Origin of the sequence: Halomonas sp. 328 (assembly GCF_015645095.1) — a bacterium.
GTDB lineage: Bacteria > Pseudomonadota > Gammaproteobacteria > Pseudomonadales > Halomonadaceae > Bisbaumannia.
In genome coordinates this window covers 1-24,574 of record NZ_JADOTW010000001.1, presented here as the reverse complement: position 1 = coordinate 24,574, position 24,574 = coordinate 1, and the positions used below count along the sequence as shown (strand labels likewise).

28 protein-coding genes are annotated in these 24,574 nt (G+C 65.7%); 18 read left to right on the top strand and 10 right to left on the bottom strand.

What is annotated here, in order from left to right; translation table 11 throughout:
• Nucleotides 1-12: 12 nt before the first annotated feature.
• On the bottom strand, nt 13-1,164 hold the full coding sequence (gene ampC, locus IHD13_RS00145) for a class C beta-lactamase (protein WP_195859002.1): 1,152 nt from the start codon (nt 1,162-1,164) through the stop codon (nt 13-15).
• Between the two features lie 139 nt (nt 1,165-1,303).
• Between ampC and IHD13_RS00140 the strand changes: the two genes are divergently transcribed.
• The 3 genes from IHD13_RS00140 to IHD13_RS00130 all read left to right on the top strand — a co-directional run bounded on the left by IHD13_RS00140 (nt 1,304) and on the right by IHD13_RS00130 (nt 4,548).
• Nucleotides 1,304-2,206, top strand: a complete 903-nt coding sequence (locus tag IHD13_RS00140; RefSeq protein ID WP_195859001.1) for a LysR family transcriptional regulator — start codon at nt 1,304-1,306, stop codon at nt 2,204-2,206.
• An 89-nt stretch (nt 2,207-2,295) separates the two neighbouring features.
• The gene (locus IHD13_RS00135; RefSeq protein ID WP_195859000.1) at nt 2,296-3,282 is read left to right on the top strand and encodes a restriction endonuclease; all 987 of its coding nucleotides are present in this window, start codon (nt 2,296-2,298) and stop codon (nt 3,280-3,282) included.
• Nucleotides 3,283-3,342: 60 nt separating this feature from the next.
• Nucleotides 3,343-4,548 (top strand): methyltransferase, encoded by a 1,206-nt coding sequence (locus tag IHD13_RS00130; RefSeq protein ID WP_195858999.1) that lies wholly within the window; start codon nt 3,343-3,345, stop codon nt 4,546-4,548.
• A 104-nt stretch (nt 4,549-4,652) separates the two neighbouring features.
• Here IHD13_RS00130 and IHD13_RS00125 read toward each other — a convergent pair whose 3' ends face one another.
• The 5 genes from IHD13_RS00125 to IHD13_RS00105 all read right to left on the bottom strand — a co-directional run bounded on the left by IHD13_RS00125 (nt 4,653) and on the right by IHD13_RS00105 (nt 11,875).
• On the bottom strand, nt 4,653-6,599 hold the full coding sequence (locus tag IHD13_RS00125; protein ID WP_195858998.1) for a M1 family aminopeptidase: 1,947 nt from the start codon (nt 6,597-6,599) through the stop codon (nt 4,653-4,655).
• A gap of 6 nt (nt 6,600-6,605) precedes the next feature.
• The gene (locus IHD13_RS00120; protein ID WP_195858997.1) at nt 6,606-7,781 is read right to left on the bottom strand and encodes a ChaN family lipoprotein; all 1,176 of its coding nucleotides are present in this window, start codon (nt 7,779-7,781) and stop codon (nt 6,606-6,608) included.
• Nucleotides 7,782-7,855: 74 nt separating this feature from the next.
• Nucleotides 7,856-8,992: an extracellular solute-binding protein gene (locus IHD13_RS00115; protein WP_326838291.1), complete on the bottom strand. Its 1,137-nt coding sequence runs from the start codon at nt 8,990-8,992 to the stop codon at nt 7,856-7,858.
• Nucleotides 8,982-10,733 carry a chloride channel protein gene (locus IHD13_RS18355; protein ID WP_195858995.1) on the bottom strand — a complete coding sequence of 584 codons (1,752 nt, stop codon included), beginning with the start codon at nt 10,731-10,733 and terminating at the stop codon, nt 8,982-8,984. The genes IHD13_RS00115 and IHD13_RS18355 overlap by 11 nt, the downstream gene beginning before the upstream one ends.
• A gap of 53 nt (nt 10,734-10,786) precedes the next feature.
• The gene (locus tag IHD13_RS00105; protein ID WP_195858994.1) at nt 10,787-11,875 is read right to left on the bottom strand and encodes a class I SAM-dependent methyltransferase; all 1,089 of its coding nucleotides are present in this window, start codon (nt 11,873-11,875) and stop codon (nt 10,787-10,789) included.
• A gap of 108 nt (nt 11,876-11,983) precedes the next feature.
• On the opposite strand from IHD13_RS00105, the gene IHD13_RS00100 reads away from it, so the two are divergent.
• The 5 genes from IHD13_RS00100 (at nt 11,984) to IHD13_RS00080 (ending at nt 15,243) form a co-directional block, all read left to right on the top strand.
• A complete protein-coding gene (locus IHD13_RS00100; RefSeq protein ID WP_195858993.1) occupies nt 11,984-13,012 on the top strand; it encodes a GlxA family transcriptional regulator in 1,029 nt (342 codons plus the stop codon).
• A 111-nt stretch (nt 13,013-13,123) separates the two neighbouring features.
• Nucleotides 13,124-13,498 (top strand): YciI family protein, encoded by a 375-nt coding sequence (locus IHD13_RS00095; protein ID WP_195858992.1) that lies wholly within the window; start codon nt 13,124-13,126, stop codon nt 13,496-13,498.
• Nucleotides 13,498-13,851, top strand: coding sequence for a DUF1428 domain-containing protein (locus tag IHD13_RS00090; RefSeq protein ID WP_195858991.1), 354 nt, complete (start codon nt 13,498-13,500; stop codon nt 13,849-13,851). Before IHD13_RS00095 ends, IHD13_RS00090 begins: the two co-directional genes overlap by 1 nt.
• Before the next feature lie 111 nt (nt 13,852-13,962).
• Nucleotides 13,963-14,313 (top strand): VOC family protein, encoded by a 351-nt coding sequence (locus IHD13_RS00085; protein ID WP_195858990.1) that lies wholly within the window; start codon nt 13,963-13,965, stop codon nt 14,311-14,313.
• A gap of 96 nt (nt 14,314-14,409) precedes the next feature.
• Nucleotides 14,410-15,243, top strand: coding sequence for an AraC family transcriptional regulator (locus IHD13_RS00080; protein ID WP_195858989.1), 834 nt, complete (start codon nt 14,410-14,412; stop codon nt 15,241-15,243).
• 10 nt (nt 15,244-15,253) lie between these two features.
• Here the strand turns inward: IHD13_RS00080 and IHD13_RS00075 are convergent, their stop codons facing one another.
• Entirely contained in the window at nt 15,254-15,661 is a 408-nt protein-coding gene (locus IHD13_RS00075) for a helix-turn-helix domain-containing protein (RefSeq protein WP_195858988.1), read from the bottom strand.
• A 77-nt stretch (nt 15,662-15,738) separates the two neighbouring features.
• Here IHD13_RS00075 and IHD13_RS00070 point away from each other — a divergent pair, with 77 nt between their 5' ends.
• Complete coding sequence (locus IHD13_RS00070; RefSeq protein WP_195858987.1) at nt 15,739-16,227, top strand: DUF2938 domain-containing protein; 489 nt, start codon at nt 15,739-15,741, stop codon at nt 16,225-16,227.
• Nucleotides 16,228-16,346: 119 nt separating this feature from the next.
• Nucleotides 16,347-16,856 (top strand): GNAT family N-acetyltransferase, encoded by a 510-nt coding sequence (locus IHD13_RS00065; protein ID WP_195858986.1) that lies wholly within the window; start codon nt 16,347-16,349, stop codon nt 16,854-16,856.
• Here IHD13_RS00065 and IHD13_RS00060 read toward each other — a convergent pair.
• Nucleotides 16,838-17,428: a LysE family translocator gene (locus tag IHD13_RS00060; RefSeq protein ID WP_195858985.1), complete on the bottom strand. Its 591-nt coding sequence runs from the start codon at nt 17,426-17,428 to the stop codon at nt 16,838-16,840. The two genes, IHD13_RS00065 and IHD13_RS00060, sit on opposite strands and share 19 nt — an antisense overlap.
• Before the next feature lie 151 nt (nt 17,429-17,579).
• On the opposite strand from IHD13_RS00060, the gene IHD13_RS00055 reads away from it, so the two are divergent.
• Nucleotides 17,580-18,050, top strand: coding sequence for a GFA family protein (locus IHD13_RS00055; RefSeq protein WP_195858984.1), 471 nt, complete (start codon nt 17,580-17,582; stop codon nt 18,048-18,050).
• A gap of 259 nt (nt 18,051-18,309) precedes the next feature.
• On the opposite strand, the gene IHD13_RS00050 is transcribed toward IHD13_RS00055, so the two are convergent.
• Entirely contained in the window at nt 18,310-18,690 is a 381-nt protein-coding gene (locus tag IHD13_RS00050; RefSeq protein ID WP_195858983.1) for a hypothetical protein, read from the bottom strand.
• A 645-nt stretch (nt 18,691-19,335) separates the two neighbouring features.
• Here IHD13_RS00050 and IHD13_RS00040 point away from each other — a divergent pair.
• Together IHD13_RS00040 and IHD13_RS00035 are read left to right on the top strand one after the other, a co-directional pair.
• Entirely contained in the window at nt 19,336-19,974 is a 639-nt protein-coding gene (locus IHD13_RS00040; RefSeq protein ID WP_195858981.1) for a superinfection exclusion B family protein, read from the top strand.
• 91 nt (nt 19,975-20,065) lie between these two features.
• Nucleotides 20,066-20,383 (top strand): antibiotic biosynthesis monooxygenase family protein, encoded by a 318-nt coding sequence (locus tag IHD13_RS00035; RefSeq protein WP_195858980.1) that lies wholly within the window; start codon nt 20,066-20,068, stop codon nt 20,381-20,383.
• A 69-nt stretch (nt 20,384-20,452) separates the two neighbouring features.
• Here the strand turns inward: IHD13_RS00035 and IHD13_RS00030 are convergent, their stop codons facing one another.
• Nucleotides 20,453-20,728: a hypothetical protein gene (locus IHD13_RS00030; protein WP_195858979.1), complete on the bottom strand. Its 276-nt coding sequence runs from the start codon at nt 20,726-20,728 to the stop codon at nt 20,453-20,455.
• Between the two features lie 125 nt (nt 20,729-20,853).
• Between IHD13_RS00030 and IHD13_RS00025 the strand changes: the two genes are divergently transcribed.
• The 5 genes from IHD13_RS00025 to IHD13_RS00005 all read left to right on the top strand — a co-directional run bounded on the left by IHD13_RS00025 (nt 20,854) and on the right by IHD13_RS00005 (nt 24,478).
• Nucleotides 20,854-21,495 carry a hypothetical protein gene (locus tag IHD13_RS00025; RefSeq protein ID WP_195858978.1) on the top strand — a complete coding sequence of 214 codons (642 nt, stop codon included), beginning with the start codon at nt 20,854-20,856 and terminating at the stop codon, nt 21,493-21,495.
• Entirely contained in the window at nt 21,496-22,449 is a 954-nt protein-coding gene (locus tag IHD13_RS00020; RefSeq protein ID WP_195858977.1) for a hypothetical protein, read from the top strand.
• A 58-nt stretch (nt 22,450-22,507) separates the two neighbouring features.
• Complete coding sequence (locus IHD13_RS00015) at nt 22,508-22,918, top strand: hypothetical protein (RefSeq protein ID WP_195859141.1); 411 nt, start codon at nt 22,508-22,510, stop codon at nt 22,916-22,918.
• A 101-nt stretch (nt 22,919-23,019) separates the two neighbouring features.
• Nucleotides 23,020-23,511: a hypothetical protein gene (locus tag IHD13_RS00010; protein ID WP_195859151.1), complete on the top strand. Its 492-nt coding sequence runs from the start codon at nt 23,020-23,022 to the stop codon at nt 23,509-23,511.
• On the top strand, nt 23,486-24,478 hold the full coding sequence (locus tag IHD13_RS00005; RefSeq protein ID WP_326838290.1) for an alpha/beta fold hydrolase: 993 nt from the start codon (nt 23,486-23,488) through the stop codon (nt 24,476-24,478). The genes IHD13_RS00010 and IHD13_RS00005 overlap by 26 nt, the downstream gene beginning before the upstream one ends.
• Nucleotides 24,479-24,574 lie beyond the last annotated feature (96 nt).

Genomic DNA, 24,574 nt, shown 5'->3' with positions numbered 1-24,574 from the left:
GAGGCGAGGGGCTTACTCCTCCAGTGCCGCCAGGATCCGCCAGGCCGCCTCGACGCGCTCGCCGTTGGGGTAGCCCTTGTTGGCGAGGATCACGATGCCCTGCTCCCGGGCCGGAATAAAAGCCGCATAGGCGCCGAAGCCATGGGTGGAGCCGGTCTTGTGATACCAGCGTGCCGGCTGCGGGTCGCCCCCTATGGTGTCGAGAGGGGGGGCGAGCAGGGTGGCGGGCTGGGGCTCCAGCGCCATCTCGGCGGTGGTGCCGGCCTGGAGGCTGGCGAGGGAGACCGGCAGGGCATAGCTCTCCCAGCTCAGGCCCTGGTGCATCTCGCCGATGGCGGCATAGCCGTGTTGCGTCGCCAGGAGAGCCCGGGACATGGGGTCGTCCTGGTGGTAGGCCGCCAGGTTGGCCTGGACGAAGCGGGCCAGATCGCCCGCCGTGGTCTTGATGCCGTAGGCCTGGGCGTCCATGACGCCGGGGTTGAGGCGCAACGGGTCACCGTCGCGGTTATAGCCCTGGGCATAGTCACCGCGCCGGGCTTCCGGTACCTCGAGCCAGGTCTGTTCCAGACCCAGGGTCGGCAGGATCCGCTCCTGCATCAGTTCGCCGTAGGGCAGGCCATGGTGGCGCGCCGCCAGCTCGCCGAACAGGCCGATGCTGGGGTTCGAGTAGAGACGCTGGCTACCCGGGGCAAACGCCGGCTGCCAGTTTCGGTAGTAGTCGAGGACGTTGTCCTGGCTGATCCCGTCGGGGAATTGCAGGGGGAAGCCGCCGGCGGTGTAGGTGGCCAGCTCGACCAGGGTAGTCTCGCCCACGGGGTTGCCCGCCAGGCGGGGCTCGATGCTGGCAACGCGCTCGCCCCAGTCGAAGCCCCCCTGCTGATGCACCCAGGCGGCGAGGACGGAGGTGAGGGTCTTGGTCACCGAGCCGATCTCGAAGAGGGTGTCATCCCCCACGGCGACCCCGGTATCGCGGGAGGTCACGCCGAAATGGCTGACGCACAGCTCGCCGTGACTCACTACCGCCACGGCCATTCCGGGGATGTCATGGCGGCTCATCAGGGCCGCCACCTGCTCATCCAGGGTGGGGGAGCCGCAGGGGGGCACGGCGGCCTGGGCCGAGCCGGCGGCAAGGGCGAGGACGAGAGGCAGTAGGCGGCGTGGCATGGCAAGAAACTCCTGGGGCAGCTGATAGTCCAGTTTATGCATCGGCGAGACCGATACGGCCGAGGGAGTGTAGAAAGGCACCATAGCTGGCACAATCGATGAAATTTACCCCCTGATACAAATTAATTTTGTTGCTGAGATGCATCGACACCAACTCCCCCTGAACGCCCTGCGTGCCTTCGAGGCCTCGGCACGGCATGGCAGCTTTACCGGCGCGGCCAATGAGCTCTGTGTCAGCCAGGCGGCGGTCAGCCACCAGGTGCGACAGCTCGAGGCGCAACTGGGGGTGGCGCTGTTTCGTCGCCTACCCCGTGGCCTGAGCCTCAGCGGAGAGGGCGAGCTGCTGTTTCCGGTCCTCAACGAAGCGCTGGATCGCCTGGCCCAGACCCTGGACTCGCTGGCCGATGGCGCGCGCCGCGAGATCCTGAGGCTGGGCGTCGTCGGTACCTTCGCGGCCTGCTGGCTACTGCCGCGCCTGGCCGACTTTCACCAGCGTTTCCCGTTTATCGAGGTGCGGGTCGCCACCCATAACAACCGGGTCGAGCTGGCCGCCGAGGGGTATGACATGGCCATTCGCTATGGTAGCGGTGCCTGGCACGGCGAGTCGGCGATACACCTGATGGAGGCCCCCTTGAGCGTGCTCTGCTCGCCTCGGGTGGCTCGGGAACTGCACGGCCCCGCGGACGTACTGACGCAGACGCTGTTTCGCTCCTTTCGCAGCGACGAGTGGCAGACCTGGTTGGCCGCGGCGGGAGTCGACCCCTACCGGCGGCTGCCCGAGAGCGTGATGCTCGACTCCTCCCTGGCCATGATGGAGGCGGTGGTGCAAGGCAGTGGGGTGGCCCTGGTACCGATTCCCATGTTCGAGCGCCACCTGGCCAGCGGGGCGATCGTCCAGCCCTTCGATATTCAGGTGACCCTGGGGAGCTACTGGCTGACCCGGCTGCAGTCACATCCCGAGAGTGCCGGCATGGCGCTGTTTCGACGCTGGCTGCTCGAGGAGGCCCATGCCTCGGCCATGGCGGCCCCCGAGAGCAGATAGCTCGATCGTTACCGATACCCGAGTCGCCGCTGACAGCCGGCGGCTCGGGTATTAGCCTAGGGCGTTTTTGAATCAGAAGAGTCTTCTATATGCCTAAGTACGTGCTGGTGCGTAGCCCCGCTGCCTTGCCGCCCCAGGGGTGGGTCGGTTATGGCTGGTCGAACGTGGACTTCTCGCGCTTTGCCAGCGCCCAGGCGCTACTCGCGCACTTTCGCGCCGAAGGCATCGACTACGGCCGCAAGGGCAACCAGATCCGGCGCTACTTCGCCCTCGGCGAAGGGGATCGCGTCATCGTGCCCATGGGCAGCCATATCGTGATCGGCGAGGCCAGCGGCCAGAAGGCCTTCGAACTGGGTGTCGCCTATGGCGAGAACCGGGTGGCGGTGAGTTTCCTCAAGCATGCCGATGGCAGCCTGGTACGGATACCGCGCAATCAGTTGCCCCAGGGGCTGGCCTCGCGGCTGAAGATTCGCATGGCCATTGCGCCCCTGGACGAGTTTGCCGAGAAGGTCGAATGGTTGATTCACCAGGCCCGGGACGAGGGCGCGGTGAGCCTGGATCGGCGCATCGAGACCCTGGAGTACGAGACGGAGGAGGCCTTCAAGGCCCAGTTGCTGGCCAACCTGCGCCAGGGGCGCACCTACCTGGAGAGCGGCGGCTATGGGCTGGAGCAACTGGTGCTTGAGCTCCTGACCCTGGAGGGCTACGAGGGCCGCATCGAGGCCAAGAATGCCCGCGCGGATCTCGGCGATGTGGATATCGCCGCCTCTCGCACCGATGCCTTCAGCTCGACCCGCCTGCTGGTGCAGGTCAAGCACCATGACGGCGTCTCGGGCCTGCATGGGCTCAGGCAACTGGAGGCCCTCGAGGATGACGAAGAGGCGATTCGCTGCTTCGTGACCAGCGCCGAGGTCTCCGACACCCTGCGGGAGCGGGCCGAGGCCCAGGGCATTCGCGTGATGGATGGGGCGGATCTGGTGGAGTGGCTGGTGGGCCACCTGGAAGGGCTGTCGCGCACCACGCGCCAGCGGCTCGGCATCGGCTTGACCCCGACCCTGTTGCTCTCGACGCCTTGAGCCGTGATCGCCGATCCCGCCTCGGGTATGATCGGCGGCCCCTTTCATTTGAGCCTCGTCATGTCTTCCCCCCATGCCCAACGCTTCGCCCGCCTCACCGAGCTCCTGGCCCATTGGCAGCCGCTCTGGGCGCCGGAGCCGTTTCGTTATCGCCGGGCCCCCTGGGGGGCGGCCTTTCCCGACCTCGAGGCCTGGCTGCTGGGGCTGAACGAGGCCGAGCGGGAGCGCCTGGAGGCGGAGCCCTTCGCCCCCTCGAGGCTGGGCGACTGGCTGCCGGTGGCGGAGCTTGCCGGGCTCTGCGAGGTGGCGCCCCTGCCCGAGGCGGCGGGGGCACGGCCCCTGCCCGAGGCCTGGGCCACCCATGTGGGGGGGCGCAAGTGGGCGCAGATCAGCGCCTTCGCCGCTCGCCTGGCCCCGGCGCCGGCCTACCTGGAGTGGTGCGCCGGCAAGGGGCACCTGGGGCGGGCCCTGGCGCGGCGTGACCAGGCTCGGGTCATCGGCCTGGAGTGGCAGGCGCCGCTCTGCCAGGCGGGCCAGGCCCTGGCCGAGGCCCAGGGGGCGGATCTCGAGTTGCATACCCAGGACGTGATGGCCGATAGCGCCGCCGACTGGCTGACCCCGGGCCGCCAACTGGTGGCCCTGCACGCCTGCGGCGACCTGCATGGCCGGCTGATTCAGCGGGCCGCCGAGCGGCGCCTGCCGCTGACCCTGGCCCCCTGCTGCTACCAGCGCACCGCCGAGGCGAGTTATCGGCCGCTCTCCCGCCAGGGCGAGCAGGCCATGGCCGAGCATGGGCTGGCGCTGACCCGGGAGCAGCTGGCCCTGGCGGTGCAGGAGACGGTGACGGCGCCGCGCCAGGTGCGCCTGAGCCGCGCCCGGGCCAATGCCTGGCGGCTGGGCTTCGATGAACTGCAGCGGGAAGTGCGGGGGGAGGATCGCTACCTGCCGGTGCCGAGCCTCGCCTATGGGCGCCTGCCCGACGACTTCGCCGGCTTCTGCCGCTGGGCCGCCGCCGAGAAGGGGCTGCCCTTGCCTTCGACCCTGGATTCGACCCTGGACTGGGCGCGTTTCGAGGCGGCGGGCGCCGCGCGCCAGGCCCGGGTCGAGCGCCTGGAGCTGGTGCGTCACCTCTTCCGCCGCCCCCTGGAGCTGTGGCTGGTGCTGGATCGCCTGCTGTGCCTGGAGGAGGCGGGTCTGGCGGTGCGCCTGGGCACCTTCTGCGAGCGCTCGCTGACGCCGCGTAATCTGCTGATTCAGGCTGAGTAGGCCTTGCTCCTCGGCGGACGCAACGGTGTCTCGTTAGCTACGTTTCTTGCGGCTGTCGGCTGCGCTCGCTCTGGCTCGCTTAGCCGACCTACATGCCGCGGGCCTTACTCCTCGCCGTGGGGCGGGGCGAAGGTCACGCCGGGCACCTCGCCGCCATGCTCCCGAGCCGCTTCCCGCTCCTCTTCCCAGCCGCCCACCGCCAGGGTCTCGCCCCGGTCATCCACCACCAGGTAGCCGTGTTGGCCATGGTGTCGCCAGCGCCGGGCCAGGGCGGCCAGGGCCTCGGGGCTCTCGGCGCTGAGCAGGGCGATGGGCCGCTCGGGCAAGAGCCAGAGCCGGGCCTGTCCCCGGGTGGCCGGTGCCGCCGCGGCCCCGTCGATCCCTTCCGCGGCGAGCCAGGCCGCTATCGCCCGGGTTTCGCCCACCACCAGGGTCAGGGCGGCATCGTCCGCGATCGGTGTCTCGCCGATCAGCGGCCGGGCGTCCAGGCCTGGGCTCAGCGACGCCAGGCGTAGCGCCGGGGCCAGGGCCAGGCGGCGCAGGATCGGCGGCGGGGGCAACTGTCGGGGCAACTCGAAGGCGGGGTCGAGGAGAAGGCGCCGGGGGCGGGTCTCGCTCTCCAGCACGAAGGGCTGGCGCGCCTCCTCCAGGGGCACCTCGAAGACCCGGCGCTCGTCCGCCGTGTCGCCCTCGAGCACCAGGGGCACCCTCATGGGCCAGACGCCCCCGTCCTGCACCAGCTCGCCGCTGACCCGCCAGCTCCCATCCTCGTCCTGGCTCAGGCGTACCGCCTCGAGGCCGAGCGTCGGCCGCCCGGGTTCCTCCAGCCAGGGGGTGGCGAAGGCCATCAGCGCCTGGCCCTCGGCGGCGTCGCCCGCCAGGGCGTCGATCAGCTCGGCCCAGCTCGCCTCCTGATGCATCCAGGTGTCGGCGAAGCGGCGCAGGCCCGCCTCGAAGGCGTCGTCGCCGAGCCGGCGGCGCAGTTGGTGGAAGAGCAGGGCGCCCTGCTGGTAGCCCACCAGCCGTTCGGCGGCATCCGGGCCGCCTTGGAAGTCGACCAGGGCCGGGGTGTTCGCCTCCGGCAGGGCCGCCAGGTCGCGCAGCCAGCGCCGCCGGGTCTCGCCGGCCTGGCCCCGGGCCTCGTCCAGGGCATAGTCGGCCAAATAGGTGGTCAGGGCCTCGGCCCAGTTGCCGGCGGCGTCGTCCACCCGCACGCCGGCCCCCCACCAGCCATGCATCAGCTCGTGGGCCAGGGAGGTGTGGGGAATGAAGGGCAGGGGGATGACCCGCTCGCCGAGCAGGGTGAAGCCGGGGAAGGCCACCCCCAGGGGAGCGGGACTGGCCGCCATGCTGAAGCTGGCGAAGGGGAAGGGGCCCAGGCGCGCCTGGAAGGCGGCCAGGTGATCGGCGGCGGCATCCAGGTAGGTCTCGGCGAACGCCTCGTCGAGGGGCGCCGGGAAGAGCACCCTTAGGCGCACCCCTTCGGCCTCGCGTTCGTGCAGGCGCCAGGGGCCGGTGGCCAGGCTCGCCTCGGCGGTCAGGGGGTGGTGGAAGTCAAGGCGTGGCCCCTCGGCGCCGGCGTGCTCCGCCACCAGGCTGCCGCTGGCCACTCCCTGCTGGCCCTCCGGCAGGTGCAGGGTCAGCGTCAGGGGGCCGGGGGGCATGGCCTCGACCCGGGGGTGCCAGGCGATGGCGCCGGGTAGCAGGCCGCCACGCTCGGCCAGGCCGATGGCCCCCTGGCGGGGCAGTGCCCCCTGCCAACGCAGGCTCAGGGGCGCCTCGCCCGCCAGGGTGTCGAGGCGATAGCGCCCCGGGGCCAGACGCTCGACGGCTATCGCGTCCTCGCCCTGGCTCGCCGCCTCCAGGCGCAGCTCCGGGTGCAGGCGTAGCTCGCCGGAGACCGGCGCCAGGGTCATCTCGCCGCTCAGGGTTCTGGCGGTGGGGTCGAGCCAGACACGCAGCGACCAGGCATCGTCGTTGCCCCAGGCCAGGGGCTGGGTCAGGGGCATGGCCAGGGTCGCCAGGCCCAGTAGCCATCTCAATGGGGGCATGGGCGACTACTCCGACGGGGTGGGGAAGCGGGCCAGCAGCTCCCAGACCGTGCCGTCGCGGCGGATCTCCAGGGGCATCAGGCTGCCCGGCGGCTGGCGGCCGACCAGAGCGCTCAGGTCACCGGGCCGGCGCAATGCCTGGCCGGCGGCGCGCAGGATGATATCACCGACTTGCAGGCCCAGCCGCTCGGCCAGGGAGCCGTCGCCGACCATCTGGATGCGCACCCCCTCGTCGGCACTGTCCACCCAGACCCCCAGGCGCGGCGGCGGGGTGGGCTCGAAGGGGCCTTCGTCGCCAAGCAGGAAGAGCGCATCGGCCAGGTCCCGGGGCGGGGGCTCGCAGGCGTTGGCGTTCAGCGGCCAGGGCAGCAGGCTGCGCTGGGCCGCGATGCCCAGGTCATGCAGCTGATGGGGCACCCCATGGCCGTGGCGCAGGTGACCATGACCCATCAGGCCCACCACCAGGCGCCCCGGGCCGCTGGCCTCGGCCAGGGCCATGGCCATGGCGCGATCCCAGACCAGTTGGGCATCGATAAAGCGCGCCAGGGCGGCCTCGCTGTCGGCGCCGGTGGGGTGGGCCCGGAACACCTCGCTCAACGCCTCCCGGTAGGCGTCGGGGGGCGCGGCCGGCGGCGTGATCGCATGGCGCTCGGCGCTGGGCACGGCGTCCCAGCCATCGCTGGCCAGGCGCTGGCGCAGCGCCGGGGTGACGTTGAGGGCCAGCAGCGGCAGCCGGTGCATGCGGGCGAAGTGCAGGATGGGCAGGTAGAGGTCGGGGTCGAAGCCCCAGTGGCGGTGCCAATCGCTGGCCTCCAGGAAGGCCGCCTCGTCCAGCTCGCCGGCGACCCAGGCGTCGAGGGCCGGCTGCGCCTCCCGGGGCAGCATCTCGAGGCCGATCACCAGGTCGGGCTGGTGGGCGTGCAGGCCCGCCAGGGTATGCAGCTGCCAGCGGTGGTGGGCCAGGCGATCATGCTGCTCGCCGAGCAGCACCACCCGCTGGCCGGCCAGCTCGGCGAGCAGGGCCGGGGTGCTCAGTGGCGTACCGTCCGTCGCTTGCCACTGTCCCGGAGTGGCGTCGGGGCAGGCGGGGCCATTGGCGAAGGCGGCCGGGGCACCGCCGAGACCGAGGGCGAGCAGGCAGGGGGTGACCAGGGCAGGAAGGAAACGACGAGGGAGGGGCATGGCGTGCATCCGTGACGACAGCGATGCCCTTAACGTTACCCCCTGGTGCCCGGCAGGCAAAGCCGGTACCCCGCCTACTCTTCGAGCAGGGCCTCGCGAAACAGGGCCGCGATGCGCTCTTGGGTGCGGGCGTACCAGGCCTCGTCCTTGGTCACCGCCCCCTGGGCGTTGAGGGGGTGGGTGGGAATATGCAGGCGCATGTCCAGGCCGCTGTCCCGGTGGGTGGTGACCTGGATGGCGGCGGAGCGCCGCGCCGGACCATAGGGGATATGCCGGGCCAGCTCGGCCTGGCGCTCGCTACTGGTGGCGAAGCGGATAAAGTCGCGGGCCGCCACGGGGTTGGGGGCGCCGCGGGGAATCACCCAGGTCTCGTGCTCCTGGAGCTGGCCGTCCCAGAGGATCTCGATGGGCAGGTCGCGCTCCACCATGGCGGCGAAGAAGCGCCCGTTGTAGCCGGAGGCCATCACCACCTTGCCCTCCGCCAGCCACTCCACCGGGGTCTCGCCGGCCTGCCACCAGTGGATCTCGTCGAGGCCGCGGAGCCGGGCGAAGGCGAGGTCCAGGCCGCGGCGGGTGCTGAGCAGCCGATAGAGCGCCTCCCGGGGTATCCGGTAGGAGAGCAGGGCCCACTCCAGGTTGGCCGCCGGGGTGCGTTGCAGGGCCCGGGGGCCCGGGAAGCGCTCTTGATCGAAGAGGTCGGCGATGCGCGTGGGGCGCCGTCCGGGGAAGGCGTCGCGGCGGTAGGCCACCACGGTGGCGAAGATCGAGTGGCTGATGGCGCAGCGCCCCAGGGCGCCGGGCAGGAAATCCTCGGCCGCCGGGGTGCCGTCCGGTGCCGGGGCCGCCAGGTCCGCGGGCAGTGGCTCCAGCAGCCCCTCCGCACAGGCCGCCATGGCCTCGCTGCGGGTCATGTCGATCAGATCCCAGGGGACGGCGTTCTCCGCCACGGCCCGGCGCAGGTCGCTCAGGCCGCCGTGATAGCGGGCCGCCTCCACCGCCATGCCCGTCGCCTCGGTAAAGGGGGTGAAGAGGGCGCGGCGCTGGGCTCGCTCGTAGGCGCCGCCCCAGCTGAGTACCGTCAGGGGGCCGCCCTCGTCCGGCGCCTCGGCGACGGCCGAGGATAGGGGCAGGGTGGCTAAGGCCAGCAACCCGGCCAGCAACCCGGGCAGCAGCCGAGCCACGACGCCCGGGAGCCAGCGCCTAGCCGGCACCGTGTTCCTCCCGCCGCAGGGCGTCGCTGTGGTGCAGGAAGGCGCGGGCGATGCTCGATTCATAGGCGACCCCCAGGAAGCGCTCCTCGTCGTCCACCACGGCGATGGCCTCGCCGGTGACCCGCTGCAATTGATGCATGGCCTCCCAGAGCGAGGCCTGGGGGCCCAGCACCGGGCGCGGCGTTTCGGGACAGTCGGCCAGGGTGCGGGCCGCCCCGGCCTCGCGGTGGGCCTCCAGGTCCGCCAGGGTCACGCAACCCCGGTAGCGCCCCTCGCCATCCACCCGGTAGGCCTCACCATGGCCCGCCCGGCTCAGCCGCGAGATGGCGCGCTCCAGCGGCGTCTCCGGGGCCAGGGTCACGGCGTCCTGGCTGATCAGCTCGGCCAGCCGCACCTCCTTGAGCACGGCGCGGCCGCGGCCCGCGGAGAGGTCCAGGCCGCGCTGGGCCAGTTGGATATCGAACAGCGAGCGGCCGAACAGCTGGGCGGCCAGGGGGCTGGCCAGGGTCACGCTGGCCAGGGCGGCGGTGGTCAGGGCATAGCTGCCGGTGAGCTCGAAGACGATCAGCAGGGTGGTGAGGGGGGCGCCGATCACCGGCGCGGTGACCGCCACCATGCCGCACACCGCATAGAAGATAAAGGTCTCCTGGGCGCCACCCAGCCCCGCCACCAAGGTACCAATCAGGGCGCCGAAGAGGGTGCCGATGACCAGCGCCGGGCTGAACACGCCGCCGGCGAAGCCCAGCCCCAGGCACAGGGCGGTGGCGGCCAGCTTGAGGCCCAGCACCAGCAGCAGTTCGCCGCCGCCGTAGGCGCCGGCCAGGGTGGCGAAGCGCAGGGTCTCCTGGCCCATGCCGAGGATGTCCGGCACCCAGAGGGCGGTCAGGCCGAGCAGGGCCCCGGCCAGGGCCGGGCGCAGGCTGACCGGCAGCGGCAGGCGCTTGGCCAGGCGCCCCATGCCCAGGATGGCGTGCATATAGGCCCCGGCCACCAGGGCCCCCAGGCCGCCCAGGACCAGGAAGAGGGCGAACTCCCAGGGCCGGGGCACGGCGGGGTCGGCGATATGGAAGAGCGCCCCCTGGGCCAGCCATTGGGTGGCCAGTACATGGCCGACGATGGCTGCGGCGGCCACCGGGGCGAAGGCGCGCAGGGCGTAGTGACGCAGCACCACCTCATGGGCGAAGACGATGCCCGCCAGGGGCGCATTGAAGGCCGCGGCGATGGCCGCCGCCACCCCGCAGGCGATGGTGATATTGTCCTCGGAGCGGCCCAGGCGAAGCAGCCGCGCGGCCTGGGAGCCCAGGGTGGCGCCCAGGTGCACCAGGGGGCCGTACTGGCCCACCGAGGCGCCGGCGCCCAGCGACACCAGGCCGCTCAGCGCCGAGAGGCCGCCGGCCCGGGCCGGCAGGCGGCCGCGGCGGGTCTGGACGGCGGCGATGGCATCGGCGGGGGTATGGGGGCGGCCGTCGGGCAGGCCGCGGTGCAGCTGGCCGACCACCAGGCCGCCCAGGGTCGGTACCAGCAGGGTGGCGAGCACCACCAGGCCGGGGTCGGCGGCCATCATCCGCCCCCGGGGGGAGATCAGCAGCAGGTCGTTGAGCCATACCACCGCATTGACGAAGCCGACGGCGGCCAGGGCGGCCACGCCACCGATCAGCGCGCCCAGCAGCACCAGGCCGAGAAAGCGCCAGATCGCCAGCACGCGCCGCACCTTGGGGCCGAAGGCAAGGGGTGAGTCCATTCACAAGGTGTAGGCAGGATTGGCGGGGGGAGCAAGCCCCCCGCTCAGGCCTCTCAGGGCCGGCAGACGAAGTAGTCGTTCTGGATGTCGTGGGGGAGCTGATGGACCTCGATATCGTGGAAGCCGGCCTCCTCCAGGTAGGCGAGGGCCCGCTCGCGGCCCCACATGGTACCCAGCCCCTCGCCGCCCTGAGCCAGCGACACCGTCATGCAGTGGCTCAGCGACACCGCGTAGAGCATGGCGCCCAGCGGGTGATCCCGGTCCAGGTGATGATGGCTGGAGGCGTGGATATCCTGCACCAGGTAGAGGCCATCCGCGGTGAGGGTGCGGTGGATGCCCGCCAGCAGTCGGCGCGGCTGGGCCTGGTCGTGGATGCCGTCGAAGGTGGTGACCAGTTCGAAGGCCTCGGGCTCGGCGGTGGCGTCGAAGTCGCTGAGGTCGCGGGCCTCGAAGCGCAGGTTGGTCAGCCCGGCCCGTTCGGCCTGTTCGCGGCCCCAGGCGATGGCTTCCTCGGAGAGGTCGTAGCCAACGAAGCGGCTGGCCGGGAAACGCTCGGCCATGGCCAGCAGGGCCCGACCGCGGCCGCAGGCGCAGTCCAGCACGCGGATGCCGCTCTCGAGGCGCTCAATCAGCCCCGGGGCCAGCGGCAGGATATGTTCGAACAGCGCCGGCAGCACCGTCTGGCCGCTGTCGCTGGCCATCACCTCCTGGAAGCGCGGGTAGCGGGAGTAGGGCACGCCGCCGCCCTCGTGGAAGCAACGCACCACGTCATCCTCTACGCTGCCTAGCAGGGGCATGAACTGGGCATAGACGGCCAGGTTCACCTCGCCCTGGCTGGTGAGCAGGGCGGCGCGCTCATCGGGCAGCCAGTAGCGGGCGGTGTCGGGGTCGGTCTCGATGACCTCGGCGGCCACCATGCCGCCCAGCCATTCGCGCACATAGCGCTCCTGCAGGCCGCTGCGCTCGGCCAGGGCCTGGCTGGTCAGCGGTGGCTGGCCGGCCAGCGCCTCGAGCAGGCCGGTGCGGTGGCCGATGGAGGTCAGCAGCAGCAGGCCGCCATGGTTCAGCGCCTGTACCAGGCGCGTCTCGAAATCGTCGGTGGCCGCGGCGGGTGCCGCCGTCGCCAGGGGAATATCGCACATGATCCATCTCCGATTGTCGTTATGGTGGGCGAGAGGCCTGTCCTCAGGATATGCCCGAGGGGGCGGGGCCACGCAGGCGCTTTGCGCCGCGACCGGGAGTTTTCTGCCATGAGTGACCCTGACGGCGCCGATGGCATCACGGTCGCCCTGCTGGCGGGCGCGGATGCCACCGCCTCCACCCTCTACGGCATGTACGACATCCTCGGTGCGGCGGGGCGCGACTGGGGGCTGCTGATGCATGGCCAGGCCGGCCAGCCGCTGATCACGCCCTGGATCGTGTCGCGGGATGGGCGCGGCTTTCGCACCGCCAATGGCGCCTGGATCGAGCCCCATGCCGCCCTGGCCGAGCTGCCGTCACCCCGAGCCGTCTGCGTGCCGGAGCTCTTCGTGGCGCCCCAGGCCAGCTTGGCCGGCTATGACGCGGAGAGCGCCTGGCTGCGCCACTGCCATGCCCAGGGTGCGCTGCTCGCCGCCGCCTGCACTGGGGCCCTGCTGTTCGCCGAGGCGGGGCTGCTCGATGACGAAGATGCCACCACCCACTGGGCTTACTGTGACGCCCTGGCGCGGCGCTATCCCCGGGTGCGGGTGCATGCCCAGCGCAGCCTGGTGGTGAGTGGCGAGGGGCAGCGGCTGATCATGGCCGGCGGTGGCACCACCTGGCTGGATCTGGCGCTGTTCCTGGTGGCGCGGCTGGTGGGCGTCGACGAGGCCATGCGCCTGGCGCGGATCAACCTGATCGACTGGCACCACCAGGGGCAGCAACCCTATGCGGCCCTGACCTGTTCGCGGCAGGTGGAGGATGCCTGTATCACCCGCTGCCAGGTCTGGGTGGCCCAGCACTACGACACCCATTCGCCGGTGGCCGGCATGGTGGCCATCAGCGGCCTGACCGAACGCTCCTTCAAGCGCCGCTTCAAGGCCGCCACCGGCATGACGCCCATGGAGTACGTGCACACCCTGCGCCTGGAGGAGGCCAAGCAACTGCTGGAGAGCGGCGAGGCGCCCATCGACGAGGTGGCCGAGCAGGTGGGCTATGCCGACCCCAGCTTCTTTCGGCGCCTGTTCGGGCGCCGGGTGGGGCTGACGCCGAGCCAGTATCGGCGGCGCTTTCGCGCCATGCGGCTGCGCCTGGAATAGGACGGCGAAAAACATTTGGCGTCGCTGTCGATTCTGCGCCACGTCGGGCGATTCACCGATACCCCGTCGCCGGACGGCGGGGCGACCCTGTCACACGGAGGTACGAGACCCATGCAATATGCCGCCCTGGTCTATTATCAGCAGAGCCTGATCGATGCCATGACCGAGTCCCAGTGGCACGACCTCAACCAGGAGTGCGTGGCCGGCGTGGCGCGCCTGACCCAGGAGGGCCACTTCCTGGGTGGCCAGGCCCTGCAGCCGGTGGCGACCGCCACCAGCGTGCGAGTACGCGACGGCGAGCCGCTGATCTCCGACGGTCCCTTCGCCGAGACCAAGGAGCAACTGGCCGGTTTCTACCTGCTGGAGGCCCGCGACCTGGACGAGGCGCTGCGGCTGGCCAGCCGCATTCCGCCGGCCCGCTTCGGCACCATCGAGGTGCGCCCGGTGCGGCAGCTACCTCCCCTGGATAATCAAGGAGACGACTGATGAACTATATGGATGCTTTCGTGGCCGCGGTGCCCACCGCCAACAAGGCGAAGTATCTCGAGCACGCCCGCATCGCCGCGGCGGTGTTCAAGGAGCTCGGCGCCCTCCAGGTGGTGGAGTGCTGGGGCGATGACGTGCCGGAGGGCAAGGTCACCTCCTTCCCCTTGGCGGTGAAGTGCCAGGCGGACGAGACGGTGGTCTTCGGCTGGATCAGCTGGCCATCGAAAGCCGTGCGCGACCGGGCCATGGCCCAGGCCATGGAGGACCCGCGTATGCAGCCCGACGTGAACCCCATGCCCTTCGACGGCCAGCGGATGGTCTATGGGGGCTTCGAGGTGCTCTTCGACGGATAAGGGCGATGCCCCGAGGCAAACGACAGGCTCGGCATTTCCCGGCCTTTCGATGGCGTTCGAGGCGGCGCTGTCCTATGACTGTCTGGGGACGATCCACTGGCGAGGTGACTTATGCGGGTCAGGCGCATCGTAGCCAATACCGAGACCCCGGATATCCATCGGGCGGCGGCCTTTTATCGGGACATCCTCGGCCTGGAACTGCTCATGGACCACGGCTGGTTCCAGACCTACGGCACGGACGAAAAGATGACCGTCCAGGTCAGCTTCGGGAGCGAGGGCGGGTCGGGCACCCCCGTCCCCGACCTGTCGATCGAAGTCGATGACCTGGACGCCGCCTTGGCCAGGGTCAGGGCGGCGAACCTGCCCATCGAGTACGGGCCGGCGAGCGAGCCCTGGGGCGTGCGCCGCTTCTATGTGCGCGACCCCTTCGGTCGATTGATCAATCTCTTGCAGCACGAGTGAGTGGGGCGACCCCGGCCTGGCTGGGCGGGGTGTCGCGGCATCATCGCGGCTCCGTGGCGGTGTACACTGGTCGGGAATGCCTCAGGGAGAGGAGCCATGACGAACCCCAGCCAACCCCGCTTCTGGCGCGATGCGCGCTTGCCGCACCTGGAGCTGCGCCGGGTCGAGGACGGCCGCAAGGTCTGCTACGCGCCGCATAGCCATCGGCACTGGTCGCTGGGGGCGGTGACCGCCGGGGAGAGCACCTTCCACTATCGGGAGGCACGCCACCCTATCCAGGCCGGCCAACTGGTGCTGATGAACCCGGAGTGGGTCCACGCCTGCAACCCCATCGACGACCGGCCTTGGGCCTACCGCATGCTCTATGTGGATACCGACTGGCTGACCGCGCTGCGTCATGGGGCGGGGCTGCTCGAGGCGCCACGTTGGCAGGACATTCCCACCGCGGTGATCACCGCCCCCGAGTGGTATGCCGGTTACCTGCGCATGACCGATGCCCTGCTCGACCCGTGCCGTGACCTGCTGGACAAGCAGAGCGAGGCGGCCGACTACCTCTCGGCGCTGATGCACCACCTGGCGGGGGAAGCGGCCCAGCCGCGGCCGCTGCCCCCGGCCACCCTGCGCGAACTGGCCGCCTACCTGGACGCCCATGCCGCCGAGGAGGTCTCCCTGGACACCCTGTGCGCGCGCTCCGGCTACAGCCCCGGGCACCTGATCCGCGCCTTCAAGCAGCACTTCGGCCTGACGCCCCACGCCTACCTGATCAATCGCCGCGTCCAGCTGGGGCAGCGGGAGCTCAAGCGCGGCACGCCCATCGCCGAGGCGGCCCTGAGCGCCGGCTTCAGCGATCAGCCGCACTTCCAGCGCACCTTCAAGCGCCTGGTGGCCGCCACCCCCGATCAGTACCGCCGCTCGCGACTCGAGTCCTAGCCGGGGGCGCTTATGGGCGCCGCCGGGGCGGCCGGGCGGCATGGCGCAGCAGGCGCCGGAAGGTCGGGCATTCCAGGTGGCTCGGCGCCGTACAGGCCGCGACATGGCGCAGGCCGTCGCGCATCCTGACCAGGTGCCGGATGCGCTTATCCAGGTCGTCGGCCTGCTCGAGGAGTCGGGCCCGGTCGATGGCCGGCCGGCCATCGGCGCCGAACATCTCGGCCATCTCCTCCAGGGTGAAGCCCGCGCCCTGACCGAGGGCGATCAGGGCGAGCCGCTCCAGCACACTCTCCGCGAACAGCCGCCGCAGGCCATGGCGCCCCGTCGAGCGGATCAGCCCCTTTTCCTCGTAGAAACGCAGGGTCGACGCCGGCAAACCGGAACGTTGGGCGACCTCGGCGATATCCAGCGTCTTCATGCTTGACCTCAAGTGCTCTTGAATTCGTAGAGTGACGGCTGTCGCCAACACAGGGATAGCTCGTCATTATGAACGGAATGCATGCACTCATCTGGCATGGCGCGGTGATCGGCCTCGGTGCCACGGCCGTGATGGACCTCTGGGCCCTGCTCCAGCGGCGCCTGTTCGGGGTACCGTCACTCGATTATGCGCTGGTCGGGCGCTGGCTCGGCCACTTCCCCCGGGGGCGCTTTCGGCATAAGGCCATCATGGCGGCGCCACCGGTGGCGGGGGAGCGGGTCCTCGGTTGGGCGGCGCACTACGCCATCGGCATGCTGTTCGCCGCGCTGCTGATTGGGCTCTGGGGGCCGGCGTGGGTGGCCGATCCCACGCCGGGGCCGGCGCTGATCATCGGCGTGGGCACGGTGGTCGTGCCCTTCTTGATCATGCAACCGGCATTCGGTGCCGGCCTGGCGGCCTCCCGCACGCCCCAGCCGAACAAGGCTCGCTTCCGGAGCCTGGTGGCGCACCTGTCCTTCGGGGTGGGGCTCTACTTGGCCGCCAAGGCCGCGGCCTTCTGGGGCTAAACGGCGGGGCCCGATGGCCAGGTGATGCCAAGATCCTTACCGCTGGCTACCATGGCACAGACGCATCAGTCTGACCCGCCCCTTGAGGCACCACCACAGAGAAGAGGATGTCCCCCGAGATGGAAGCAAGGATTCGCATCGTGCGCCTGAGCGGTGACTCGCCGCATGTCGCCACCCTAGCCGAATGGACTCACGACGCCTGGGGGCACCTGCACCCCGGCCGTAGCCTCGAGACCGCCATCGCCCTGCTGCGGGAGGAGTGCGGCCCGGCCGGGGTGCCCTCGGTGTTCGCCGCCCTGGACGGCGACACCCCGGTGGGCACGGCCTGCCTGGTGGCCGACGACATGAGCGATCGCCGCGACCTGACGCCCTGGCTGGCCTCGGTCTTCGTGCTGCCCGAGTGGCGGGGGCGGGGCATCGCCTCGCGGCTGGTTCAGCGCGTGGAAGAAGAGGCCTGCGCCCAGGGGCACGGCCACTTCTACCTCTACACCCCGGATCAGCAACCCCTCTACCGGCGCCTGGGCTGGCGCGACCTGGAAGAACGCGACTATCGCGGCGAGGCGGTGACCATTATGCGCCGCGACTTCGTCGCGCCGGGGGCAGACGCCGATCAATCGATCAGCAGATAGACGCAGCTGGCGGCGAGCAGCAGCGCCAGGCTGCGGTTGATGGCGACCAGCACCCCGGGACGTTGCACATGGCGGCGCAGGAAGGCCCCGGCATAGACCCAGCTGCCCAGGGAGAGCCAGCAGATGGGCAGGTAGAGGGCGGCGAAGAGCCAGAGCTGGCCCACGTCGCCGCCGGTATAGGCGCCGATGCCAGAGGCCGAGGCCAGCCAGGCCTTGGGGTTGAGCCACTGCATCAGCGCCCCCGCCATAAAGCCCGGGGCCTGTCGGCCGTCGTCCTCTGGCAGCCGGCTATCGTCGCGAAACAGCCGCAGGCTCAGGTAGAGCAGGAAGGCCACCCCCGCCCAGCGCAGGGCCGTCTCCAGTCCCGGCACCATCGCCAGCAGCGAGTAGAGCCCCAGGCCCACGGCCAGAAACAGTACGAGAAAGCCCAGGGTCGCCCCGGTGACGAAGACCAGCCCCCGGGGGATGGGGTAGCGGGTGCCGCTGCTCAGGCAGACCAGGTTGACCGGGCCAGGAGAGATGGAAGCGGCCAGGGCGAAGGCCGACATCGGCAGGATCAGGGACAGGCTCATGGGGTTCCTCCTCGAAGAGCAAGCGATGCCCCGAGTCTGGCCGCCCCTGCGTCCCCGGTATTGCACAAAATTGCCCTGGGCGAGCGCCGATGGTCGTCGGAGAAGCTCTAGACTGGAGGCGGTAATCCCTCATCGAAAAGGAGATAGCCCCATGCGACTCCAGGGTTCCTGTCACTGCGGCGCGGTGCGCTTTAGCGTCGAGTCGCCGCACCCCTATCCCTACCAGCGCTGCTACTGCTCCATCTGCCGCAAGACCGCCGGGGGTGGCGGCTACGCCATCAACCTGAGCGGGCACGCCGCGACCCTCCAGGTCGAAGGCGCCGAACACCAGGGTGTCTACCGGGCGGTGATCGACGGCGAGACCAGCCCCGGAGAACGACACTTCTGCCGTCACTGCGCCTCGGCGCTGTGGGTCTTCGATCCCCGCTGGCCGGAGCTGGTACACCCCTTCGCCTCGGCCATCGACACCGAGCTGCCGATCCCGCCCGAGCGGGTCCACCTGCTGCTGGACAGCAAGGCCAGTTGGGTGGAAGTCGAGGCCAGAGACACCGACAAGTGCTTCGCCGGCTACCCGGAGGAGAGCATCGCCGACTGGCACCGCCGCCTGGGGCTGGAACGCTAAACGATAAGCGAGCCCCGGGATGCAGGACCGTTGCCTACGACCAAACTCGACTTTGCATCGACCAGGGGCCTCGCATAGGCTGGATCATCGAGGCCCCCTAAGAGGGCCAGGGAGTGGAACATCGCGGCACGCAGGGACTACCGCATGGATGGCAGGACGCCATCGCGACATGCCCAGGTAGGGGCGGTAGCGTGCCTGAATGCCTCACCCACCCCAGCACTACTCTTGTCCCACCGGCAAACTCCTGCAGGCACCGGCCTTAGCCGGCGATATAAAAAAGTCTTCGCCCTTTGCCGTGAATACCATAGTGGGAGCGCGGATTCTGCCGGTCCGACGCTTCGGCGATATCGCCCGAAGGGCGATCCTGGCTGCCACCAGGGGCGACTTCGTCACCTAATCGTTCGGGAAAGCCACACTTCCACAATAGCTTGTCGGAAATCAGCGATATCTTGGATTTACGCTGATCTGTGGTGAACCAAATAAACGGCCAGTTGACGCAGTGGTGGTAGGAGCTTGCTTTAGCAGGCGATAGAGAAAGCCAGTTTAAGTAGGCCTTCTCGGTACGCAGGCTGTAACGCTTCACCCTCATGGTGGCCTTCACCCGATCCATCAGCTTCGGGGGCCTGTTGTGAGTATCCATACGGTGGACCTCTTGGGGTATGGACGTACATACAGTATTATTGGCCCTGGCAAAACGCGCAAGCACGCGAATTCTACATAGGTGGCCTAGCTATAATTAATTTATTTTAAAATCAATTGGTTAGGTGCTGAATGGTAGGCTATATTTGCTGGACAATCGTGCCGGCACGTTGATCCAATCATAGAGCGCGCCGTCTAATACCTGTTATGCATTCTGTAGCTGAAACGATGGAAGAGCGAATTCACCACTGCGAAACCCTACCTGAATCCGTCCGTATTGAGAAAGACGGTGGCTATTTTGGAAAGGAGGAAAACTGGGTGCTGGTTGTCACGCGATTAGCCACCGACGAAGATCTGGAGGAGAATCACTACCTGGAGGAAGTAGGCGAAACTATCTGGTGCACTGTGGCCGAAATTTCTCATTGCCCCTATTGCGGCAAATTCCTTGGGGAAATTCGGGGCAGGGATCCAAAAACAGCACACTTTGATTTCAGTAGTTGGGAAGCAAGGAGATGTTAGTGCCCAACCCGGCCTCCATGCATAACCATGGGTTCAACCGGACGCCGGCAAGCTCAACGGCGGCAAAGCCGGGCGAGCTCAGTGGCGGCGCCGGTTAACCCAAACGTTGGGCGCGAAAGGAAAACGAATGGAGTGGATTTCTCGGATAGCGGACTTGGCCAAGGTGCCAACGAGGCTTGTGGCCGTGTTGGGCCTTGCTTCTGCCCTGCTGCTTTTTCTCCCGCAGCCTTGGCTAGAGCGGCTCGCCCTCGCTCAGCTCCGGGAAGATTTTGCTCCATATGCGGGCGCTGTCTTTGTTGTATCCGTTTCTCTCCTGGCGGTTGAGTTGGCGATTTGGGCTTACGGCGGAGTCCAACGCCGCCGTCGAAGCGAAGCCGCAGCGACTAAAGTGCAGAATTTCATGCTGGAGCTAGATGGTGCGGAGAAGGCGGTACTTCGTGAATTCTTGATTGCAGGGACGAAGAGCCTGCGGCTTCCGCTTGAGCAGCCGGCCGTCGCATCGCTGCTGAACGCAGGTGTGCTCGTGCAGGCGGCATCCACCGGAGTTCGTACTACCGTCGGTTCGGTGTTCTCCCTCTCGTTGTCCACGGCTGCTCAAGGGCTCCTAAGCCCCACGCTCTTGGATCTTGGCCCTTTCGTGGTGCATACCGACGACGGCAGATGGGATCTGACAGAAGACGGACGGTCTTGGCTGGTGGCAAACCGGCCACGCTTCATGAGGGAGTTGGAGCGCCACTTTGCGCTGTTCGAGGAGCGGGGATTCTAGCAGTGCCCAACAAGTCCATCGAGCGGACGGTTCAAAAGCTGGCGCTTTTGCCCCGCCGCTCATGTCCAGCGTTAAATGTTCAGAGGGAGATATGTCGGAAATAGCTAAAACTCCTGAGCCGCCATATTTCGCGGTTATTTTCAGCAGTCACCGCACGGAGGGAGATAACGGGTACGCAGAAATGGCTGATAGAATGGTGGAGTTAGCGGCAACCCAGCCCGGTTTTCTGGGAATGGAGTCAGTCAGAGAAGATTTGGGGATTACGGTATCCTACTGGGAAAGCCTGGAATCGATCACCGATTGGAAAAAGAACGTGGAGCACCTAGAAGCCCAGCGGTTGGGCCATCAAAAATGGTACGCAAGTTTTCGGGTGCGTGTCGCAAAGGTTGAGCGTGAATACGGCATTTAACAAAGCGCACCATTACACCGCCGCAAGCGGCGGTGGGACGCTCGCAAGCTCGCGCCCATGTGCTCGGCGTTATGTGCACATCCAGTGCGGGCAGGCTTGCTCCTTCGCCCGATCCTTTAGTTCCTCTAGCCATTTGGCGTGATCTTCTGCCGAGTGCGGCCAGATCGCCGGGGCTGAGAAACAGTACGGTAGGTATTTCTTTCCCTCTGCCGTCATCCGTTGGTGGAGTTCCGCGTACTCTGCATTCAGGTACGCGGCAACCTTGATGGCTTCTCCCATGCTGTGAACAGGGATCACATCATCCATGCCGGCAATGTGTACGCAAAAAAGCACGTCCTCACTCATTCCAATCTCCTCGCAATAACAAACGGGTCAAGCGGACCCGGTAAACGCTGCGGCCCAATCATTTACGGGGCGGGCCGCTTACCCTTCACGTTAGTGCTCGTAGCTCCAAGAGGGAGGTTTAATTAATGCTGGAACTTGGTGATTTAGAGCACAATGGCGTTGCCATAATAGATAACGTTTGTTCTCGTGCTGAATTGATCGAGTTGGCAAAGTCTATTGGTAAAATAAGGACCCACCCGAATGGAGAAGATGTATTCACATTAAAATCTAGCGATGGAAGAAACTCTCTTCCTGGGACACTAAGTAACATTTATGGCTTGTCAGCATTTCCTTTTCATACCGATACAGCCTTTTGGGGAATTCCAGCTAGGTATGTAGTAATGGGAATGTTCAGGAAGAGTCAATGCACTACCAACTACATTTCACTTTCTGATATTGCTGGAGCTGTTTCCAGAGATTTTTATGCGAAGGCAGAACAATCGATTTACCTGGTTGAAACCTTTGAAGGGTGTAAATATACGTCTCCAGTTTTTTCTCGAAATAGAGTTTGGGGGATTCGATTCGATCCAAATATCATGAAGCCAGCAAACGGTCATGCCAAAAAGTTTCATGGTGAGTTGTTGGCGGCTATGGGTGCTATCCAGCCGAAAAAGGTTCACTGGGATGGTGACAAAGCTGTTGTTTTTGATAACTGGAAAAATTTACATAGCCGATCCGCAGTGAATAATGAGAGGCGTGAGATATTAAGAATATATTTGGAGGGGTAGATGAGCTGGGACAAGGACTCGCTATGGGCAAAATCAAAATTATATTTTGAGCGCTCATTTGAAGTAGATAGAACAGATGATGTTTTTGGATTGTGGTGTGCGATGGGCCTTGAGTTATTGTCACGGTCTACGGTGGCACATTTTAGCCCTGTTCTCTTGGCTGAACCTGACAAGGAGCAGCGCCATGTTCTATCGGCTCTTGGGCTTGGATCATCCACGTCTCAGCGCAAATCAATAGCCACAAGCCAAGTGCTTCGCCTCTGTAAAGAGCTGATTCCGCAGTTCACAGATGACGAACTTTCCATTGCGTTAGCTCTGGCCGGAAGAAGAAACGAAGAGCTGCATTCCGGTACCGCAGCATTTGTAGAGTATAAACATCAAAAGTGGATTGGTGGGTTTTATAAGTGCTGCAAAGTCTTGGCTGAAGCTCAGGGTGAAAGCTTAACCAGCTTGCTAGGCGAAGACGAGGCACAAACGGCCGAAAAGATAATTGAAGAAGTTAAAAGTGAAGTGACAAGCAAAGTCAAAAGTAAGATTGCTGCTTTTGCAAAGGTCTTTAGTGAAAAAGATCCTGGTGAACAGGCTAGACTAAAACAGGAATCAGAAGATCAAGGTGAAGTACTTAGTCATCAACAGCATCATAGAGTCGAATGCCCTGCTTGTAGTTGTGTAGCAACAGTTCAAGGGGATACATACGGGCGTGAGCAAATCCAGAACACAGAAGATGAAGTAATTGTAAGGCAGTCCGTTATTCCGACAAAGTTTTCATGTAAAGCGTGCGGCCTAAATTTGAATGGATACGGCGAGTTAATGGCTGCAAATGTTGCGGACCATTTCACCCATCGGGTGCACTATACACCAGAAGAGTTTTACGAGCTTGTGGACCCGAACGACAGAGAAGCTATGGATTCATACGCTGAAGACCATGGTTATTTTCATTTTAGCAATGATTAGGCACTAACAAAGCGTTGCACCGGATAAGCCGGTGAACGCGGCGTTAATTGGTAAAGATATGGAAGTTGTCGTTCAAGAAGAAGTGACGGGTTGTGGCATTGCAGCATCTGCCGCACTGGCGGGTCTCAGTTATGCTGAGGCCAAAAAGAGAGCCAGCGCTCTTGGTATTCACGCATCAGACACATCACTCTGGTCCGACCCGGAGTACGTCCGAACCCTTCTGCGAGAATTCGGTATCTCCGTCTCTCCCAAAGAAACACCATTCGAGTCTTGGGAGCAGTTGCCAGATAAGGCCCTTCTCGCCATTAAATGGCGAATAGAGCAGGGCAAGCCTTTTTGGCATTGGGTTCTGTTCGTCCGAGAAAATGGCGAGGCAAAGGTGCTCGACTCCAAAAAGACGCTGAAATCAAACGTTCGCCGGGATTTCGGGCGCATCAAGCCCAAGTGGTACATTGAGGTATCCAATTAACAAGGCGCAGCAGTTCGCGGCCGGTGGCCGCCGGACGCCCTTTCCGTGGCTCCTTCGTCGCCACTCCAAGGTCGCCGCTGTGCTTCGGCGTTAGGTGATTCATGATACTTAAGGCCTTATCGATCATTGTGTGCTCAATCAGCCTGCTTCTGATCGGCATGGCCGGATATGCTTTAGTAGATCCGTACGACGTCAAATTGGCCATGTACGGCCTTGTCAGCTCAGAAGAAGCTGCGAGCTGGGGAAGCTCCTGGGTTCATGCGGCAGTCCATATGCAAGTTGGCGGTGTACTGGCCCTTTTGGCGGGAATTGGAATGTGGTTGAGACGGCGCTGGTCAATGATTCTTTTCTTCATAGCGTGCCTTTGGCTTCTTCTTTTCCATTGGCGCTCAGTGAGTGCTGGCCAAGGACTATGGCTACAAGACAGCGAGAGCCTAATCGAAATCGGTATTCTAGTTGTAGCCGCCAGTCTTTCTATTGTTTTCTATGCTCGCTGGAGCCATTTCGCCCCATCACCTAACAAAGGGTTCAACCGGACGCCGGAAAGCTCCGGGCCGGCGAAGCCGGGTGAGCCTGGTGGCGGCGCCGGTTAACCCAAACGTTCAGCAATTACGAGTGGAAATATATCAGGAGGTTTTGGTGCCAGAGAAATTTGTCCCCGTGGAAGGCAGGTCACTTTGGAGTCATTCTGTCGGCTCGGACGAACGGGACGCCATACTATTGGTTTCAGGTGCGAATGCATCAGCTTTGATGTGGCCGGATGAATTCGTTGAACTGCTCGTATCTAAGGGATATCGCGTGATTCGGTATGATCATCGTGATACTGGACGCTCTACCTTCATTGGGTTTGATGATGCCCCCTATACCGTGGAGGATCTGGCGTCAGATGCGGTATTGATTCTCGACGCGTGGGAAGTGGACAAGGCGCATGTTGTTGGTTTATCGATAGGCGCGACGTTAGGCCAAGTGCTTACGCTTGATCATTCGGATCGACTCCACAGTTTGACCCTCATGTGTGGAGCAGCACTCGATGTGGACTTCGTCGGCAATATCGGACGGGCCTTTTCAGGAGAAAGTTCACCGGATGGTTTGCCCCTTCCAAACAAGGAGGTACTTGAAGCGCTCTCTGCGCGAGCAACACCCTCAGAGAGTATGGAGGAAGAACTTGATCGTCGCGTAAAAGAATGGGGCCTCCTTTCAGGAGAAAAGCTCGAGTTTGATGCGGCTGATTTTCGGCTCCGTGAGCAACGATGTATAGATCATGCCGGAACTTGGGTACAGCCCGGAAATCACGCGATGGCAACGCCAGTACCTCTATCCAGAGGGAGGGAGCTGAGCAAGGTGAGCGTTCCGACCTTGGTGATTCAGGGTTCTGAGGATCCTCTCAATCCGCCACCCCACGGCAAGCACATTGCGGATTTGTTGCCGAACGGTCGCCTGGTTGAGATTGACGGTCTTGGGCACTGTCTTCCAAAAGCCTTGCTGCCTCAGATAGCTAATGAAATTGTCAATCATGCTGAACAAAGCCATGCAGCCGACGCTCGTGCCTCGCGCGGCTGATGGCGGCGTTAGGCTTCACCCCGCCTTATTCACGAAGGTACCGAATCGCGCGTTATGACCCCATGGCTTGTCGGCTGCGCTTGCCACCAGCAGCGG